Below are 14,553 nucleotides of genomic sequence, written 5' to 3'. Positions count from 1 at the left end.
TGCCGGGAAATCCCGGCAGTTTTTAATTTGTCGGGCTTTTTTCAGCATCGTTACAAAAATAGCCGATTACTTTTTCCTTTAATAAAGACGCCGCCAGACTCAGCTCTCTGTCTTGATGGACGATGAGCCCGTGGGTGGAGACAATCGGGGCAGTCACAGGCAGCAGTTTGAATTGCTTGGCTTCAAGTTCTTGTTTGACTGCGATTTCAGGAATGAAGGCAAAGCCGATGCCGCATTTTACCGCCTCTTTGATCATGGCGATGCTTGGGTATTCCAGGGCGCTGTTTCCTTCAATCCCGGCATCTTGCAATAATCTGCCCGCTTTTGTGTGGTAGACGCAGCTTGTGCCGAAGCTGATGAATGTTTCACGACTAAGAGCGCCAAGGCTCTCAGTTTCAACCTTTTCAGCGAGATCATTGGAAGCGATGAACACCAGCTTTTCTTCGAGCAAAGGGGTAAAAAAGATGTCGGGCCTATTCGGATTTTGCGGTACGATTCCGAAATCGACGGCATGATTTTGCACCTGCTGAACGATATCGTGCTGAAACCCGTTTTCCAATTGCAATCTAATCTTTGGATATTCTTTAATAAAATCCCGGATCAGGAGAGACGTGCGCGTCAGAAAAAACGATTCCTGCATGCGGATGCGGACGGTTCCTTGCGGCTGATCCAGTTCATTCATCGCTTCTTCCAAGGTGCTGCCTAAATGAATAAATTGATAGGCATATTTACTTAGCTTCAAACCGGCCGGTGTCGGCTTCACACCTCTTGACAGCCGGTGAAACAAACGCTGTCCGCAAGCCTGCTCCAAAAGCTGAATATGGCTGGTGACTGTCGACTGTACATACCCCAGCCGATCAGCGGCGCGGCTGAAGTTTTTTTCTTCCATGACGGCGATGAAGGTTTTAAAAAATTTACCCTCTAAAAGCTCAATCATAGCTTGTCATCTCCTTGATATCGAAAATCAAAATGATTTCCATCGTAATCATTCATAAGTAAAATGTCTCTCCCCATGATATCGTAGGTTTTGCAAGAATAAAAGAAAAATTGAGGAGGAAAACAATGAAAAGAACGAGAGGATTCAGACTTGGCGTGTACATTTTCAAGGATGCTGAAATCATCGACTATGCCGCCCCATATGGAGTGTTTTCAGTGGCGAGGAGGCTCGATCCTGAACTGGACGCCTTTCTTGTGGCGGATGCGATGAAACCGGTTCAGACGCAAGCCGGGCTTACCGTTCATCCGAATTACAGCTTCAATGACCAGCCAGATATGGATGCTTTCTTAATTCCGGGCGGTTTCGGTACACGACAGGAGACCAACAACAAACGGCTGCATCAGTTTATCCGCTCTCTGCCTGAGTCGACGCTTTTGGTGAGCGTATGTACAGGTTCATGGATTTACGGGCGCATGGGGCTCTTAGACGGGCTTTCCGCCACAAGCCGGAAAGAGCCGGATCGGCTTGAGGCGTCAGAGATGGGGCAAGTACCGATCGACCGCTTGGCGGACATCGCGCCGGCCTGCCGCGTCAGCCGGGCGAGAATCGTCGACAGCGGACGGATCATCACCGCCGGGGGAATTGCTTCAGGCATGGAAATGGGCTTTCACTTATTGAGAAGAGCGGGCTATGATGAAAGCTTCATAGAAGAAACGGCGCGTGTTATGGAGTATCAAGAGGGGTACAGCCAGTATCAGGATGATATTGAATACGTGCGGAAAGAGAAATAAGTCGAAGCTGCCGGGGAGAACCCGGCAGTTTACAACGGTTCGTCTGCCTGTAAAACGATTTGAAGCAACCCCGGAAAACGGCTGTCCAAGTCCTCTTGGCGAAGCGAAATAAACCGTTGTGTTCCTTCTATTCTTGTATGAATGACTCCCGATTCCCTAAGGACTTTAAAGTGATGAGACAGGGTTGATTTTGGAATGGGAACGTTAACAGCGCTGCACGATTGTTCGCCGGCTTCTGCAAGATTTTTTATGATTTGAAGTCTGATTTGATCACTGAGGGCGTAAAGAACAGCGGATAAACTGATGTCAGGGCGGTTTGTCTGTTTGCATCGGTATTATACATTTTTTCAATGCTCCTGTTTAAAAACAGCCGGGCGCTGAATCAATCAAAAACTGCATAAGGATCGAGTCTGCCGGAAAAACCGGCAGCTCTTTTTAATTCATATTTTGGAAAACGACAGCCGCGCTACGGCATCATGCATGTGAATCGATTCTTCGTTCCGGCATTCGATCTCAAAGGCGGAGATCCAGTTCATTTCGTATAAGTCGGCAGCCGTTAAGCGGATGACGTCTTCTACAAATCTTGGATTTTCATAAGCCTGTTCAGTCACTCTTTTTTCGTCGGGCCTTTTTAAGACGGGATGGAGCTTTGCGCTTGCGTTCGTTTCCGCTGCGGCAAGAAGCTCGGTTTTGAAATCGTACGGCATCTCCGCCTGCTCATTGATATGTGCGGTGATCTTGATTATGCCGCGCTGGTTATGGGCGCTGTATTCGCTGATTTCTTTTGAACACGGGCAGAGCGTCGTCACATGGGCCGTGATGCCGACGGTTTGTGAAAAGCCTTTGTTTTCATGATAAGAGACTGTCATATGGATATCGGCGTGCATCAATCCTGACAGTTTGGTTTCCGGGCTGAGGCGTTCGAAATACCATGGAAAACTGACAGAGACGGATGCGCTTTGCTGTTCCATATTGTCGGCTAAATCCTTTGCAAAATCTTTCAGTGTATGAACATCAATCGTCCAGTTTGCTTCGTGATAGCGCTGCAGCTGTTCTGTCAGGCGGCTCATATTGATTCCTTTGCGGCCGCGCGCAAGGCTCGTCGTAAAGGAAAAAGCGCCGATCGTCGTTTGTGTAAACGGCTTGAGCGAGGATGCAATCAAAATCGGATGCGAAACGTTTGAGACACCGACATGGTCAATGTCAAAAAAATAGTCGTTCGGTGTATTTTGAATATCCTTCATCTGTTCTTTATCGGTCGGTTTTATTCCTTTCACGGCTTCGACAGATCCGAAGCGGCGGTGGCGTTCGGGTTTTGCGGGCAAATGCAGTATACGTTCCATTGATGAGACCCCTTTCTGTAGTAAATCGAAATAGTTCCTATTTATTTTGAGGGAATGCTGTGATAAAATCAAGTGGTCATGTCTAAAGCATGCAAATTAAATCGAAATGATTTCGTTTAGGGAGTGGTTGTTTTGCAGCATAGCGAAATCGTCATTGTTGGAGCGGGACCCGCAGGTATTGGAATGGGAATCGTTCTGAAAAAACTCGGTTTTCAATCGTTTACGATTTTGGAAAAAGACCGTGCAGGAGCTTCATTTCGAAGCTGGCCTGAAGAAATGAAACTGATAACACCGTCCTTTACCGGGCAGGGATTCGGGGCTTTGGATTTAAATGCTGTTGCTCCGGGAACATCCCCTGCCTTTACTTTTCACCGCGAGCACTTGAGCGGGCAGGAGTATGGAGATTATTTGGCGCTTTTGGCCGATCATTTTCAGCTTCCAATTCAAGAAGGCACATCGGTTCGCAATGTTTATAAAGACGACGGCGGTTTTTCAGTTGAAACTAATAAAGGCACGATGAAGGCCAAAGACGTTATTTGGGGAGCCGGTGAATTCCAATTCCCGAAATATTCGTTTCATGGTGCAGAGATTGGCATCCACAATAGCAAGGTCGCCAGATGGAGCCAATTTGAAAAAGCCCATTATTACGTGGTAGGCGGCTATGAAAGCGCAATGGATGCGGCGGTTACACTGGCGTCCTATGGCAGCGATGTGACGGTTGTGATGCCGAATTCGCTCCGCGAAAACGCTGAAGCCGATCCAAGCCGGTCGCTTTCACCTTATACATGGGAGCGTCTTGAAGATGCGTATGAAAAAGGGAAGGTTCAGTTTTTGGAAAAAGCCCTGGTAGAGAAACTGGCGAAAAACGGACCAGCCTATGATTTATATTTGTCAGACGGGAGGAAAATCCGCTCGGAAACACGGCCCATTATCGCGACAGGCTTTCATTCCGGGGCAAAACAAATCGAGCATTTGTTTGAATGGGGAGAGAACGGCAAACCGCTTTTAACGAATAAAGATATGTCGACCGTGACGGACGGTCTTTATTTAATCGGGCCGAGCGTTCAGCACCAAAACGCCGTCTTTTGTTTCATTTATAAATTCAGGCAGCGATTCGCCGTCATCGCCGAGCATTTGTTGGAGAAACGAAAGTTTTCGATCGATGAAAAGGTGCTGACAGAATACAGGGAAAATCAAATGTTTCTCACGGATTTGAGCTGCTGTGAGGTGCAGTGTGAATGCTGAAAGAGCCAACGCGGCGGCAGCGCATGCTCTTCATCGGACTCGAATCGGTCGGGAAAACAACGCTTTTTTCCGCGATCACAGATCAGAGAGCAGGCGAAGCAGCCAATGTGAAAGGATCGACGATATTTGCGGCTGAACGGGAGATCAAAAGCCTTCCGGGCTGGCAAGCCATTGATACACCGGGCATTCGGGAGGATGACAGCGTGTCGAAAAGAGCGCTGAAAAAAGAGATCGAAAAGGCCGATGAGGTGGTTGCCGTCTTGCGCGGCACCCATTTTTCAGAAGAGCTGAACGCGGTCTTGGACCTGATTCCGCCGGATGCCAGGCGCGTCTGCTTTATCGTTACGTTTCAGGACAAAATGACGGACGCCATGCGCCGGACGCTTTCTGAGCAAGTAACCAAGCACAGTCTCCCGGTCCTGCTGGTTGATACGAGAACTGTGACAGACGATAAAAAAGAGCATATCATCGTTTTTTTAAGAAAAGAGGCTGAATTTCATCCGCTGAAACGGAAACGGATGAAACAGATTAAACTTGAAAGTGTGGCTGTTCAGCAGTTTGTGTTTCATCGTCCCGTAGTTGGGCCTGTTGTGAGTACTGCACTTTTATGTTTGTTATTTATGGTGCCGATCGTATTGGCTTATCATACATCAGAGTGGATGCAGCAATACGCGGACGAATGGGCGGTTGAACCTCTCCAAAATGCGGTCGGAGGCTTGCCGTCATGGCTGAGCGCGGCATTGGCGGGGAATTATGGCCTGTTATCCCTTGGCATTTACTCGTTTGTTTGGGCGTTTCCTGTCGTTTTGTTTATGTCTATAGCAAATGCGGCAGCAGATGATTCGGGTTTAAAGGACCGGATCGTCGATTCACTGGACCCGCTGATGCGGAAGATCGGTCTGAACGGCCGCGATTTAGTTCCGCTTTTGACCGGATTTGGCTGCAATGTCGTTGCCGTTCAGCAGACGCGGTCGTGCAGCATGTGTACGAGAAAGCGCTGTGTATCATTTATTTCTTTCGGATCAGCGTGCAGCTACCAAATCGGCGCGACGCTGTCGATTTTTCATGCTGCGGGAAGGGAGTGGCTGTTTATCCCTTACCTCGCTGTTCTTGTTGCCGCAGCAGCCGCTCATAACCGGATATGGTATCGCATCGATCAGAAATGGGCCGCTTACTTCGAGCGCCGGCAAACGTTTTTACAGATGCCGTCCTGGAAAGGGATCGTCTTTCGAGTAAAAGAAGTGCTCCAGCAATTTATCTTTCAGGCGATGCCGATCTTTCTCATCATTTGCCTGGCGGCGACAGTATTGAATGAACTCGGTGTCATCCGTCTTGTGACATTGCTTGTCTCGCCTGTTTTAAGCCTGTTCGGTGCTCCGGAAGATGCGGCGCCGGGCCTTGTTTTTTCTCTGATCAGGAAAGACGGCATTCTCTTGTTCAATGAAGGGAATGGAGCGCTTCTTGATGTGCTGCCGGGGGCAACGCTCTTTCTGCTCATTTACTTGGCATCAACCTTTACTCCATGCATGGTGACGGTTTGGACAATTGCCAAGGAACTGGGGATGAAAACGGCGGCAGCCATTATGGGAAAACAGATGGCCACTTCAGTCGTGTCAGTTTTGATCATCATGATCATCTGGAAGCTGACACTTTGCATTTTTAAATAAATTGTGGTGAAATAAAATACAAATCGTAATCATTACGATTTGATAAGAGGAAGGAGAATGAAAAAATGAGTAAAAGGATTCCTGTAACAGTATTAAGCGGATACCTGGGGGCGGGTAAAACGACGCTGCTGAATCACATATTGCAAAACCGCCAAGGGCTGAAAGTCGCCGTTATCGTTAATGACATGAGCGAAGTCAACATTGATGCCGGGCTTGTCAAGCAAGGCGGCGGCCTGTCGAGGACGGATGAAAAGCTGGTCGAAATGTCAAACGGCTGCATTTGCTGCACACTCAGAGAGGACTTGCTGGTTGAAGTCGAAAAACTGGCGAAGCAAGGAAATATCGATTATATCGTGATCGAATCGACCGGTATCAGCGAACCGATCCCGGTCGCTCAGACGTTCTCTTACATCGACGAAGAATTGGGTATTGATTTGACGCGGTTCTGCCGTTTGGACACAATGGTCACGGTGGTCGACGCCAATCGTTTTTGGCACGATTTTCAGTCGGGTGACAGCCTGCTGGACCGGAAAGAGGCTGTCGGTGAAGAGGATGAACGTGATATCGCCGATCTGCTCATCGATCAAATCGAGTTTTGCGATGTGCTGATTTTGAATAAATGCGACCTTGTCTCCGAGGAAGATCTGGAAAAGCTTGAGAAAGTGCTGAAAACGTTGCAGCCTAAAGCAAACATCATCAGAGCGGTCAAAGGAGAGGTCGATCCGAAGGTCATCTTAAACACCGGTCTTTTCAATTTTGACGAAGCAAGCGGCTCAGCAGGTTGGATCAGGGAATTAAACGAAGGACACCACCAGCATACGCCTGAGACTGAAGAATACGGAATATCTTCGTTTGTATACGAAGCGCGCCGTCCTTTTCATACCGAGCGGTTTTATAACTGGATTCATTCGCTGCCGGAAAACGTCGTCAGGGCGAAAGGAATCGCCTGGTGTGCGACGCGCAACAGCCTTGCCCTTTTGATGTCGCAGGCAGGCCCATCCGTGTCGCTGGAACCGATCTCTTATTGGGTGGCCACGCTGTCCAAGGCGGAACAGGAGCAAATCCTCAGACAGAATCCAGAGCTATTAAAAGAATGGAATGAAGAATTCGGAGACCGCCACACAAAGCTCGTCTTTATCGGATTGGATCTGTCCCCGTCAGAAATTACCGCCGAAGCGGATCGATGCCTTTTGACAGATTCGGAGATGGCGGACGACTGGTCGCTTTTATCTGACCCGTTCGATTGGCAGATTGAAAGAGCTAGATAAATGAATTTCCACATTAAGACAAAAGAGATATCTCTTTTGTCTTTTTTTATTTCAAACAAACCGGTGTTTTGTACACCATGTTGACATATCAGGAAAGGAATACTAATATTTTATTGTAATGTTAACTTAAATTATTTATAGGTTAACATATGAGTGCGGTGTTTAGAGGGGGGATGAAAGCATGAAGGGAGAAGCGTATTACAGTGTGAGAATGAGAGCCTCCGAGAACGGTCCCCATGAAGAGGGGGGAAAACACATATCCGGAGGAGAGCGGCTTGCGCCTTTCATCGGTGTAAAGGATGCCGTCAGCGATTTATTGGAAAAAGCATTGTCTCATTCGCGTGGCAAGCCAGACTTTATGCAAATTCGCTTCGATCTTGTAAACGAACCGATAAAGTTTGTCCAGCCTCTGCGCATTGAAACGAATGAAACAAAATCAGCGGAAGAAGGACAAGCGCTTGCCCGTGAGCTGATCAGCCGTGCCGGCGTACCGAAAAACGCGGTAGACAAAGCGTTTCAAGGCATTGCCGAATACTCGGACGTAAGGGGCGCCGTTTTGTTTGACATTCATTCAGGGCGGAGGATTGACGGAAGAAAACAAAAAGGAGTGCGCGTCTCACGGCTCGATTGGCCGGAAGCCGATTTTCAAATGTGGGCGGCTTTGTGCGGAATGCCGCCGAATCCGCGGTTGAAAGAGGCGCTTGCCATCGCTTCTAAGGTATGTGAGCATCTGGCTGTCGTCGCCGAATTATGCTGGTCAGATGACCCTGATTACATAACGGGCTATGTTGCCGCTAAAAAGCTGGGTTATCAGCGGATAACAAGGATGAAAGAGCATGGAGACGAGAGCGGCTGCCGGATTTTTTTTGTTGATGGATTAACAGATATCAAGAGCTGTATAGACGGCTTGGAAAAACAGCCTGTATTCATTCGGTCGGGAGGTAAAACATGAATCAATCATTCGTTGAAAAAAGCAAAAAATATCTTTGGCTGCCTTTTACCCAAATGAAAGACTATGACGAAAACCCGCTGATCATCGAAAGCGGGGAGGGCATCAAACTGAAAGATATCGACGGCAGGGAGTACTATGACGGATTTTCTTCAGTATGGCTCAATGTCCACGGCCATCGCAAGAAGGAACTGGATGAAGCCATCAATAAACAGCTCGGCAAAATCGCTCATTCGACATTGCTGGGGATGACAAATGTTCCGGCGACAGAGCTTGCCGAGGTGTTAATCAAGATCACGCCGGAAAAGCTGACGCGTGTTTTTTATTCGGACAGCGGCGCTGCAGCAATGGAAATCGCGCTGAAAATGGCCTTTCAATATTGGAAAAACATCGGCAAGCCGGAGAAACAAAAATTCATTTCGATGAAAAACGGCTATCACGGCGATACGATCGGCGCTGTCAGCGTCGGTGCGATCGAGCTCTTCCACCATGTATACGGGCCGCTTATGTTTGAAAGCTTTAAGGTAAATGTTCCTTACGTATACCGCTCGAAAAGCGGCAACCCGGACGAGTGCCGCGATGAATGCCTCGCAGAACTCGAACGGCTCCTGAGCGAGCGGCACGGTGAGATCGCCGCGCTGTCGGTCGAATCGATGGTCCAAGGGGCATCGGGGATGATCGTGATGCCTGAAGGATATTTGGCAGGCGTCCGGGAGCTTTGTACGAAATATGACGTTTTAATGATTGTCGATGAAGTGGCGACAGGATTCGGCCGAACCGGGAAAATGTTTGCCTGTGAGCATGAACGTGTTCAGCCTGACTTGATGGCGGCTGGAAAGGCCATTACCGGAGGCTATTTGCCGATCGCCGTCACTTTTGCGACAGAGGAAATTTATCAGGCATTTTATGATGACTATGACAAACTGAAAACGTTTTTCCACGGCCATTCGTACACGGGGAACCAGCTTGGTTGTGCCGTTGCTCTGGAAAATTTGCGCCTGTTCGAATCGGAAAAAATCGTCGCTCAAGTTGCGGAAAAGTCGAAAATAGTGGAATCGCTTTTTCATGATCTGGCAGCGCTCCCTCATGTCGGCGACATCCGCCAGCTCGGTTTAATGAGCGGGATCGAGCTCGTTCAGTCGAAAGAAACGAGGCAGCCTTATCCGCCTGAAGAGCGAATCGGATACCGGGTGTCTTTGAAAATGAGGGAGCTTGGCATGCTGACGAGGCCGCTCGGGGATGTTATCGCATTTCTTCCTCCGCTCGCTAGCACCGCCGATGACCTGCGCGCCATGGTGTCCATTATGAAAGAAGCGATTCAAGAGGTTACAGGCTGTGCACATTGACGAATGGCTCAGCAGTCGGCTCGCTAGGACGAAGGCAGCCGGGCTTTACCGCTCGCTTAAACCGCCTCAAGCTGTCGCGGAAGCGAAACGTACGAATTGGGCGTCAAACGATTATTTGAGCCTGGCGAACGACAAACGGCTGATTCACGCCGCAGAAACGGCGCTTCGTCGCTTTGGAGCCGGGAGCACAGGGTCAAGGCTGACGTCCGGCAATACCGAATGGCATGAAAAACTTGAGCGGAAAATCGCCGGTTTTAAGCAGACAGAAGCCGCTCTCTTGTTTTCAAGCGGATATTTGGCCAATATCGGCGTGCTTTCGTCTTTGCCTGAAAAAGGAGACGTCATATTGAGCGATCAATTGAACCATGCGAGCATCATCGACGGCTGCCGCCTTTCAAAAGCTGATACGGTTGTTTACCGCCACACGGATATGAATGATCTTGAAGAAAAGCTCCGCACCGCACAGAGCCGTGCTCGCTGTTTTATTGTGACAGACGGCGTGTTCAGCATGGACGGCACAATTGCACCGCTGGACGAAATCATGCTCCTTGCCAAGCGGTACCGGGCCTTTGTCATCGTTGATGATGCCCACGCAACAGGGGTTTTGGGAGATGCCGGCAGGGGAACGGGCGAGTATTTCGGCGTCTCCCCAGATGTTGTGATCGGCACGTTAAGTAAAGCTGTAGGCGCGGAAGGCGGCTTCGTCGCGGGCTCTAAAGCATTGATCGATTTTTTGCTGAATCATGCGAGAACGTTTATCTTTCAAACGGCTGTCCCGCCCGCAAGCTGTGCGGCGGCATGCAGAGCTTTAGACATCATTAAAGACAGCCGGGATAAACGCCGGCTTTTGCAATCATCGGTGACCACGATCAAACGGGGTCTCGAGGATATCGGGTTTACGGTCAAGGGAGAAGATACGCCGATCATACCCGTTATGATCGGAGACCCTCAAAAAGCCGTTCGATTTGCAAACGGCCTCAAGGAGAAAGGGATTGAGGCCCCGGCCATCCGCCCGCCGACTGTTGCGGAAGGAGAGAGCCGAATCAGGCTGACCGTCACCGCAGATCGCAAGTTAAGAGATATTGAAGCTCTATTAGAGGGGTTTAAATTAGTGGGAAGAGAGTTGAACTTGGTGAAATGAAGGGTTTTTTTATAACGGGAACTGATACGGGAGTAGGGAAGACGTTTATCGCTTGCGGCCTTGCCGCTTTGTTGAAAGAGCAGCATGTTGATGTCGGCGTGTTCAAGCCGTTTTTGAGTGGAGAGCTTAGCAGCGATCCGCAGAGTGATACAGCACTTTTGAAGAACAGCTCTGAAACATCTCTCGCTGATGAGGAGATCACACCTTTCGTGTTTAAAGAGCCGCTTGCACCTTACACAGCAGGGAAGCTCGAAGGGAGGACCGTCGGGCTGGAAGATGCCGTGAACCATTGGAAAAAGATTAAGGATCGGCACGATTGCTTCATTGTTGAAGGGGCAGGCGGGATTGCGGTGCCGCTCGGAGAGGATTATTTCGTCAGCGACTTGATCAAAGCGCTCGATTTGCCGGCTGTCATTGTGGCCCGTCCCAATCTTGGAACGATCAACCATACGTATTTAACCGTCCAATACGCGAAACAAATGGGGATACGCGTGATCGGCATCGTGATCAACGGCATCAGCAGCCGGCCCGGACTTGACGAACAGACGAATCCGGACATGATTGAAAGATTTTGCGGTGTGCCGCTCCTCGGCGTTACGCCGAAGCTTGAAGACGTTTCACCAACACAAATTCACCACATGATCAAGGAGCATGTCGATGTTTCCTTGATTATGAATCAAATGCAAATGGGGGCAGAAACATGAATCAGTGGATGGAACTTGCAGAACGGGTGCTGGATGGCGGAGAAGTAACTGAAAAAGAGGCGCTTTCCATCTTGGAATGTCCGGATGACGACGTTCTCCTGCTTATGCATGCTGCATTTCAAATCAGAAAACGCTACTTTGGAAAAAAAGTAAAGCTCAATATGATTATGAATGCAAAATCCGGACTTTGTCCGGAAAACTGCGGCTACTGCTCGCAGTCTTCGATATCAAAAGCGCCGATCGACAGCTACAGGATGGTCGACAAAACGACCCTGCTTGAAGGTGCAAAGCGTGCGCACGATTTAAATATCGGAACGTACTGCATCGTGGCGAGCGGAAGGGGCCCGTCCAACAGAGATGTCGATCAAGTGGTCGGCGCCGTTAAAGAAATTAAAGAAACGTACGGCTTAAAAGTCTGTGCATGCCTCGGACTGCTAAAGCCCGAACAGGCCGAGCGGCTGAAGGAAGCCGGAGTGGACCGGTACAATCACAACATCAATACATCAAAAAGCAATCATTCAAACATTACAACGTCCCACACGTATGATGACAGAGTAAACACTGTGGAAACAGCCAAAAAATCCGGAATGTCCCCATGCTCGGGCGTCATTGTCGGGATGAAAGAGACGAAGCAGGATGTCGTCGATATGGCGAATAGCTTAAAGGCGCTTGATGCAGACTCAATTCCGGTTAATTTTTTGCATGCGATCGACGGAACTCCGCTGGAAGGGGTCAATGAATTAAATCCGCTTTATTGTTTAAAGGTTTTGGCTTTGTTCCGCTTTATCAACCCGACAAAGGAAATCCGTATTTCAGGGGGGCGCGAAGTCAACCTCCGCTCCTTGCAGCCGCTGGGGCTGTATGCCGCCAATTCGATCTTCGTCGGAGACTATTTAACAACGGCAGGGCAGAATGAAACAGAGGACCATAAGATGCTCCGTGATTTAGGATTTGAAGTCGAATCGGTGGAAGAAATGAAAGCCAGTTTACAGCAGTAACACGGGGGAGATATAACATGACGACAGAACTGCACGAGGCAGGGCCGCGTCTGAAATCGGATTCGGATTTTTGGAGAGATCCATATCTGTTTTACGATAAACTGCGGTCCGTTCATCCTGTATATAAAGGAACCGTTTTAAAGCATCCGGGATGGTATGTCACCGGATATGAAGAAGTGGCGGCGATTTTGAGGGACGCGGCATTTAAAAACCGCGTTCCTCTCCCTGAAGCCTCTACAAAATATGAACAACTTCACGAATTGCAGCGGAATATGATGCTGTTTCAAAATGAGTCCGGCCATAAGCGGATGCGGACGATTGTCGGCAAAGAATTCATGCCGCAGAAGACGGCATCTTTCCGTCCTGTTATAGAAGAAATCGTCCATGAATTGCTCGATCAGCTTGAAAACAAGAAGACGGCGGACATGGTATCCGAATTCGCCTTTCCTTTGGCAAGCCTTATCATTGCCGACATGCTCGGCGTCCCCGCAGAGGAGAGATATCAATTCAGGCAATGGACGGCGGATCTCATTCAAACGATCGATTTGACCCGCACACGAGAGGTGCTGGCAAAAGGCGGGGATACCGTTGCCAAGCTGACGGCGTATTTTAAAGATTTGATTGAAAAGCGAAAAGCTCATCCTTCTCAAGACCTGATCAGCACATTCGCCGGTCATGAGCAGCTCACCGAAGATGAAGTGCTTGCGACGTGCATTCTGCTTGTGATTGCCGGGCACGAGACGACGGTCAACCTTTTGACGAACGGATTGTTTTTGCTCATGAACCATCCCGGCCAGCTCAGCGCGCTGAAAGAAAATCCGCTGCTGATTGAGTCAGCTGTTGAAGAATGCCTGCGCTATGAAAGTCCGACACAGCTGACAGCGCGCACCGCGTCAGAGGACTGCGAAATCAACGGGACGATCATCAAAAAAGGAGAGCACGTATACATCCTTTTAGGCGCCGCCAACCGCGATCCGAAGATATTTCAAAATCCGCATGTATTTGACATCACGAGAAAACCGAATCCGCACCTTGCCTTTGGAGCCGGTGCACACGTATGTTTAGGCTCGGCATTGGCGCGGCTCGAAGCGCAAATTGCCATTCCCGTATTGTTGGAGCGGCTGCCTAAGTTGAAGCTTGCTTCAACAGACGTTCCATTTCGCAGGTTAATCGGCTTTAGATCGCTGGCCGAGCTGCCTGTCATCCTCAATTAAAGACAAAAAAGGGCTGGCTTACAGGTGCCGGCCCTTTTTAATCTTTCTTTTCATTTTGCGTGATATAGGTTTCCAGAAGCGCTTTTAATTCTTTAACCTCCGCGCGCAGTTCTTTGATTTCTTTTGTATCCTCTTTCAGCTCGCCTGTCTCATCTTCTATTTCCTGAGAAATTTTTTGTGCATTATTCACGATTTCCCCGACGATTAAGTTGATCATAATGAAAGTCGCAATGATGATAAATGAAACGAAATAGAGCCATGACCAGCCGCTCTCGGCAAAAATCGGCCTGAATATGCCGCTTGCCCACGATTCGAGCGTAAAGGTTTGGAACAGTGTCAGAAGGCTGAGCTGCAGGTTGCCGAAGTATTCCGGCGCGATAGCAGAAAAGAACATCGTACCGATGACGGCGTACACATAAAAAATGATGCTCATCAGAATAATGACGCTGCTGATAGTCGGAATCGCCATAAACAGCGCATTGACGATCCTTCTTAATGAGGGAACGGAAGTGATCGTCCGCAGCACCCGCAGCACCCGGAAGATACGGAGAACGCTGACGAAATTCGTATTGTAAAGAATCAAACTGCCGGCGACGATTACGAAGTCAAAAACGTTCCAGTTGTTTTTAAAAAAGTGCTGTTTTTGAACGAATAGTTTAAGAGATAGTTCGATGACAAATATCGTTAAAAACAAACAATCCACAATAAAAAATACTTTTTGATAAGGTTTAAAGAAAGCGTAAGTTTCCAAACCGATCGAGATGGCATTCAACACAATGACCGTCGTTATGAATGACTGAAACAGCCGGCTTTCAATCAATGCCGAAACTTTACTTTGAACTGAAAATCGATTTTGATGAGTGTTCACTCTGATTATTTGTCCTCCTGTTTAGTTGTCCATTCTATGATACGTTACAGCAGCAGGATGATGTCAAGTCAGTTCTTTTTTT

The 14,553-nt window shown here is 48.6% G+C and carries 14 protein-coding genes; 10 read left to right on the top strand and 4 right to left on the bottom strand.

From position 1 onward, the window contains the following. Positions 1–22 precede the first annotated feature (22 nt). Complete coding sequence (locus M1E03_RS17630) at positions 23–937, bottom strand: LysR family transcriptional regulator (RefSeq protein WP_020450505.1); 915 nt, start codon at positions 935–937, stop codon at positions 23–25. A gap of 125 nt (positions 938–1,062) precedes the next feature. On the opposite strand from M1E03_RS17630, the gene M1E03_RS17625 reads away from it, so the two are divergent. Then, positions 1,063–1,728 (top strand): DJ-1/PfpI family protein, encoded by a 666-nt coding sequence (locus M1E03_RS17625; protein ID WP_020450506.1) that lies wholly within the window; start codon positions 1,063–1,065, stop codon positions 1,726–1,728. Positions 1,729–1,757: 29 nt separating this feature from the next. Here the strand turns inward: M1E03_RS17625 and M1E03_RS17620 are convergent, their stop codons facing one another. Both M1E03_RS17620 and folE2 read right to left on the bottom strand, forming a co-directional pair. After that, on the bottom strand, positions 1,758–2,033 hold the full coding sequence (locus M1E03_RS17620) for an ArsR/SmtB family transcription factor (RefSeq protein ID WP_075213022.1): 276 nt from the start codon (positions 2,031–2,033) through the stop codon (positions 1,758–1,760). 135 nt (positions 2,034–2,168) lie between these two features. Further along, positions 2,169–3,071, bottom strand: coding sequence for a GTP cyclohydrolase FolE2 (gene folE2, locus M1E03_RS17615; protein WP_020450507.1), 903 nt, complete (start codon positions 3,069–3,071; stop codon positions 2,169–2,171). A 132-nt stretch (positions 3,072–3,203) separates the two neighbouring features. Between folE2 and M1E03_RS17610 the strand changes: the two genes are divergently transcribed. The 9 genes from M1E03_RS17610 (at position 3,204) to M1E03_RS17570 (ending at position 13,603) form a co-directional block, all read left to right on the top strand. Beyond that, positions 3,204–4,316 (top strand): NAD(P)/FAD-dependent oxidoreductase, encoded by a 1,113-nt coding sequence (locus tag M1E03_RS17610; protein ID WP_023855778.1) that lies wholly within the window; start codon positions 3,204–3,206, stop codon positions 4,314–4,316. Beyond that, positions 4,310–5,983, top strand: coding sequence for a nucleoside recognition domain-containing protein (locus M1E03_RS17605; protein WP_316072843.1), 1,674 nt, complete (start codon positions 4,310–4,312; stop codon positions 5,981–5,983). Before M1E03_RS17610 ends, M1E03_RS17605 begins: the two co-directional genes overlap by 7 nt. A 65-nt stretch (positions 5,984–6,048) precedes the next feature. Further along, entirely contained in the window at positions 6,049–7,251 is a 1,203-nt protein-coding gene (locus M1E03_RS17600; protein ID WP_458110539.1) for a GTP-binding protein, read from the top strand. A 181-nt stretch (positions 7,252–7,432) separates the two neighbouring features. After that, entirely contained in the window at positions 7,433–8,203 is a 771-nt protein-coding gene (gene bioW / locus M1E03_RS17595) for a 6-carboxyhexanoate--CoA ligase (protein ID WP_103750390.1), read from the top strand. Then, positions 8,200–9,546 (top strand): adenosylmethionine--8-amino-7-oxononanoate transaminase, encoded by a 1,347-nt coding sequence (gene bioA / locus M1E03_RS17590; RefSeq protein WP_079289553.1) that lies wholly within the window; start codon positions 8,200–8,202, stop codon positions 9,544–9,546. The genes bioW and bioA overlap by 4 nt, the downstream gene beginning before the upstream one ends. Beyond that, on the top strand, positions 9,536–10,687 hold the full coding sequence (gene bioF, locus M1E03_RS17585; RefSeq protein WP_411202826.1) for an 8-amino-7-oxononanoate synthase: 1,152 nt from the start codon (positions 9,536–9,538) through the stop codon (positions 10,685–10,687). The genes bioA and bioF overlap by 11 nt, the downstream gene beginning before the upstream one ends. Next, positions 10,684–11,391, top strand: coding sequence for a dethiobiotin synthase (gene bioD / locus M1E03_RS17580; RefSeq protein WP_105980801.1), 708 nt, complete (start codon positions 10,684–10,686; stop codon positions 11,389–11,391). Before bioF ends, bioD begins: the two co-directional genes overlap by 4 nt. Next, positions 11,388–12,389, top strand: coding sequence for a biotin synthase BioB (gene bioB, locus M1E03_RS17575; protein WP_195202022.1), 1,002 nt, complete (start codon positions 11,388–11,390; stop codon positions 12,387–12,389). The genes bioD and bioB overlap by 4 nt, the downstream gene beginning before the upstream one ends. A 17-nt stretch (positions 12,390–12,406) precedes the next feature. After that, the gene (locus M1E03_RS17570) at positions 12,407–13,603 is read left to right on the top strand and encodes a cytochrome P450 (RefSeq protein ID WP_316072842.1); all 1,197 of its coding nucleotides are present in this window, start codon (positions 12,407–12,409) and stop codon (positions 13,601–13,603) included. Positions 13,604–13,640: 37 nt separating this feature from the next. Here the strand turns inward: M1E03_RS17570 and M1E03_RS17565 are convergent, their stop codons facing one another. Further along, the gene (locus M1E03_RS17565) at positions 13,641–14,471 is read right to left on the bottom strand and encodes an ion transporter (protein WP_020450517.1); all 831 of its coding nucleotides are present in this window, start codon (positions 14,469–14,471) and stop codon (positions 13,641–13,643) included. Positions 14,472–14,553: the final 82 nt, after the last annotated feature.

The organism is Bacillus sp. PK6-013, from assembly GCF_054161445.1.
The sequence above is the reverse complement of the archived record's forward strand: the minus strand, read 5'-3'. Positions and strand labels throughout refer to the sequence as shown.

Excerpts from the sequence above, each read along its gene's own strand:
- M1E03_RS17625 (WP_020450506.1), top strand. The coding sequence starts at position 1,063 with ATGAAAAGAACGAGAGGATTCAGACTTGGCGTGTACATTTTCAAGGAT.
- folE2 (WP_020450507.1), bottom strand. The coding sequence starts at position 3,071 with ATGGAACGTATACTGCATTTGCCCGCAAAACCCGAACGCCACCGCCGC.
- bioW (WP_103750390.1), top strand. The coding sequence starts at position 7,433 with ATGAAGGGAGAAGCGTATTACAGTGTGAGAATGAGAGCCTCCGAGAAC.
- M1E03_RS17605 (WP_316072843.1), top strand. The coding sequence starts at position 4,310 with ATGCTGAAAGAGCCAACGCGGCGGCAGCGCATGCTCTTCATCGGACTC.
- bioB (WP_195202022.1), top strand. The coding sequence starts at position 11,388 with ATGAATCAGTGGATGGAACTTGCAGAACGGGTGCTGGATGGCGGAGAA.
- bioA (WP_079289553.1), top strand. The coding sequence starts at position 8,200 with ATGAATCAATCATTCGTTGAAAAAAGCAAAAAATATCTTTGGCTGCCT.
- M1E03_RS17600 (WP_458110539.1), top strand. The coding sequence starts at position 6,049 with ATGAGTAAAAGGATTCCTGTAACAGTATTAAGCGGATACCTGGGGGCG.
- M1E03_RS17630 (WP_020450505.1), bottom strand. The coding sequence starts at position 937 with ATGATTGAGCTTTTAGAGGGTAAATTTTTTAAAACCTTCATCGCCGTC.
- M1E03_RS17570 (WP_316072842.1), top strand. The coding sequence starts at position 12,407 with ATGACGACAGAACTGCACGAGGCAGGGCCGCGTCTGAAATCGGATTCG.
- bioD (WP_105980801.1), top strand. The coding sequence starts at position 10,684 with ATGAAGGGTTTTTTTATAACGGGAACTGATACGGGAGTAGGGAAGACG.